Here is a 3,314-nt window from a genome sequence, read left to right on the forward strand (position 1 = left end):
CACCGCAATGTTTGGCAAAAGCATACTCCCCTCACTTGCCGAAAGCTGTGCCAAAAATGATAAAAAAGCCATACAGTCAGGCCTTACAAAAATGCTCATCGTCACCAGTATCATAGCCATACCCGCAGGCATGGGCATAGCAGTTTTGTCAGAACCTATCCTGCATTTTCTTTTTGGAGGCCGTGAAACTGAGATACAGGTCTGTATAATGCCAATGTCCATACTTGGAATAGCAGTAATATTCCTTGCCATAGCAACTCCCTGCTTTGCTATCCTGCAAACTCTGGGAAAACCTCACAAAGCCATAATAATTATGTTGACAGGTGGAATTATTAAGCTATTTCTGAACATTATACTTATAAGACAGCCCATAATAAATATATCAGGAGCAGCTATTTCTACTCTTGTATCAGAGGTTTTCATATGCGCCCTATCCGTACGCTCAGTTTGCAAAATGACGGATCTAAAACCAAAAGTGAGCGAAATTTTCGTAAAGCCCACCTACGCCGCTATCATGTGCAGTGTGACAGCTGTTTTGTCACACGAAACACTTACGAAAATAGCCAATTTGCAAATAAATCATAGATTTGTGACCCTTTTTTCTATAGGAATTGGTAGCACAATGTACTTTTTTTGTTTATATTTATTGTGCGAAACGCCGAAAAATATTGTAAATTACATATTTTCAAAAAAAAATCCGCAAAACCCTTGAAATTTTGAGCAAAATGGTTTATTATTAATAAGCACCCTTTTGGAAAGGTAATGATGTAATGAGCGATAAAATTAAGGAATTGCTTGCTAAAGACAGCTTTGATATCAATGATCTTGCGGATATCGTGGTAATTCTCAGAAGCGAGAACGGCTGCCCGTGGGATAAGGTCCAGACCCATAAGTCTATCAAGAAAGATTTTCTTGAAGAAGTCTATGAGGTCATGGAAGCAATTGACTGTGACTCTCCTGAAATGATGAGAGAAGAACTTGGCGACGTTCTTTTGCAGGTGGTTTTTCATACAGTTATCGAGACCGAAAACAACAATTTCCGACTTGACGATGTGATAACTGATATCTGTAAAAAGCTTATCATCAGACACCCACACGTTTTCGGAAGCGTAGAAGCTGACAACGTTGAAACAGTGCTTAAAAATTGGGACACTATCAAGAAAGAAACCAAGGGACAGGAAACTTATTCCGATACCCTTAAAAGCGTTCCAAAGAACTTTCCTGCACTTATGAGAGCTCAGAAGTTAAGCAAACGTGCAGCAAGAGCAGGTATCGAGTATGACAATGCTCATGATATCAGCGCACTTGAAAATGCTGTTAAGGCTCTTGAAAACAGTGCTGACAGTGATAAAGCCGTAGTTGCAAAACAGCTTGGCGAGATAATGTTCACTTGTGCTTCACTTGCAAGAAAGCTTGACCTTGACGCTGAAGAAGTGCTGACGGATACAAATAATAATTATATCGAAAAGTTTGAGAAAACAGAAAATGCTGTAAGGCAAAACGGGCAGGATATGACCGCCCTGAGCATAAATGAGCTTGACGCTTATTGGCGAGAGCAAAATGAATGAATAACTTTATTCGTTAAAAATAATTTGGAGGTAAAAACAATGACAAAGGCAGAACTGATCAATCTTATCGCAGAAAAGGGCGATTATTCAAAGAAGGACGCTGAGAAGGCACTTACAACTGTTATTGATTCTGTATCAGAGACACTTGCTAACGGCGAGAAGATCTCACTGGTAGGTTTCGGTACATTCGAGGTTAGAGAGAGAGCTGAAAAGACAGCTATCAATCCTCGTACAAAGGAGCAGATCACTGTTGCAGCTAAGAAAGTTCCTGCATTCAAGGCAGGCAAGGCTCTTAAGGACGCTGTAAACAAGTAATCTAAAGCTTATGCCACTCAGACCTAGCCTGCGGGTTAGGTCTTTTTTACTACAAAGGAGGAAAATATGCGGCTTGATAAATACCTGAAAGTCACAAGACTTATTAAACGACGTACTATTGCAAACGAAGCTTGCGATGCAGGCAAGGTGCTTGTGAACGATAAGATTGCAAGAGCTTCATATGACGTGAAAGTTGGCGACATTATCACCATAAATATGGGTCAGAAGCCTGTCAAGGTGGAAGTTCTCAATGTCACCGAGTATGTAAAAAAAGAAGAAGCAGCCGAGAATTATCGTGTTATCAGCTAAAAAAAGAGGACCGCTCAATGCGATCCTCTTAATTTTTTATCTATTGTGCATTTTATGCATTTGCACTCAGATCATAATCTGACAGATCAATATCAGAGAGATCGTAGTCATCATAATCATCATAATCACCATAGTCATCATAATCTGACTCAAGATCACCCTCTGCATTTACAAGCATATTGTAGACCTCGTCACCAAGAACTTTCTTTACATTAGCAACAAATCCGTCACTGTCACAGCCTGCAAGGTATGTATTCATCTGATCGTCATTTGTCATGTCATAGATCTTGTCGCCTGACGGAACAGTGATGTCAGAAGCCTCTGTCTTATTTCCTGTAACTGCCATTGTAACAAACTGCTTGCCGTTCATGCCAAACTCAACAGAAAGATCAAGCTTATCAGCAGTTGAAGCAGAAGCAAGCTCTACCCAGCCTGATACAGCCTGAGAATCAGATGTACCATTCACATCAAATCTGATAGTACCTGAGAATGCGTCACCCTCTTCTTTAAGGTCTTTGAGAGTCACCTCAGCTTCCATTGTGTCAAAGTTTATGCTCGGTGAAACTGCCATGGTAGGCTCAAGGGAAAGTCCACCGTCAGCAGAAGTCTTGTCAGCGTCTATATCTGAATCAGACGCAGTTTCCATTTTCATTGTGAACTTGCCATTTGTAACACCGTCAACAGTATTTGCAGAACCCTTGAATGATGCACTGCCCTCACTGCCCATGTTAAGGCTAAAATCAACAGCCACAACGTCGTCCTTAAGAATGGTGTAAAGAGTTGCACCCTCGCCGTCTTTTTCAAGGCTAAAGCCCGCAAAATCATCACCGCTGTAGTAAGCGTTAAATGTTGCAGTTTCGTCAAGATTATCGCTTGCAAAAAGTGAATCCATAGAATCAGCATACTGTGAGATTATCTCATCATATGACATACCAAGCTTGTCAGCAACGCCTGCCTTGCTGAACATATCTTTAAGCGTAGCGTCGTCCTTAGCCTTGTCAAGAACAGCCTTAAAAGCAGCCTTTACATCATTGCCTGAGATAGTGTATTCCTTAGTTGTATAGCTGTACTCGTTTCCGTCAATGTCACCAGTCTTTTTCTCGCCGTCAACAGGCTTAGGGA

Annotated in this window: 4 protein-coding genes and 1 pseudogene; 4 read left to right on the forward strand and 1 reads right to left on the reverse strand. The window is 41.0% G+C overall.

The genetic code is table 11. From position 1 onward, the window contains the following. The first annotated feature begins 7 nt into the window (after window positions 1–7). The 4 genes from QVO88_RS12380 (at window position 8) to QVO88_RS09370 (ending at window position 2,192) form a co-directional block, all read left to right on the forward strand. Complete coding sequence (locus QVO88_RS12380; RefSeq protein ID WP_022288219.1) at window positions 8–712, forward strand: polysaccharide biosynthesis C-terminal domain-containing protein; 705 nt, start codon at window positions 8–10, stop codon at window positions 710–712. A gap of 58 nt (window positions 713–770) precedes the next feature. Continuing rightward, window positions 771–1,568, forward strand: coding sequence for a nucleoside triphosphate pyrophosphohydrolase (gene mazG / locus QVO88_RS09360; RefSeq protein WP_022288220.1), 798 nt, complete (start codon window positions 771–773; stop codon window positions 1,566–1,568). A gap of 24 nt (window positions 1,569–1,592) precedes the next feature. Further along, window positions 1,593–1,883: an HU family DNA-binding protein gene (locus QVO88_RS09365; protein ID WP_256319968.1), complete on the forward strand. Its 291-nt coding sequence runs from the start codon at window positions 1,593–1,595 to the stop codon at window positions 1,881–1,883. 66 nt (window positions 1,884–1,949) lie between these two features. Next, window positions 1,950–2,192: an RNA-binding S4 domain-containing protein gene (locus QVO88_RS09370; RefSeq protein WP_022288222.1), complete on the forward strand. Its 243-nt coding sequence runs from the start codon at window positions 1,950–1,952 to the stop codon at window positions 2,190–2,192. A 52-nt stretch (window positions 2,193–2,244) separates the two neighbouring features. Here the strand turns inward: QVO88_RS09370 and QVO88_RS09375 are convergent. Then, window positions 2,245–3,314: pseudogene (locus tag QVO88_RS09375) on the reverse strand (hypothetical protein); the annotation flags it as partial.

It is taken from the genome of Ruminococcus sp. CAG:57 (assembly GCF_000435935.1).
Lineage (GTDB): Bacteria > Bacillota > Clostridia > Oscillospirales > Ruminococcaceae > Hominimerdicola > Hominimerdicola aceti.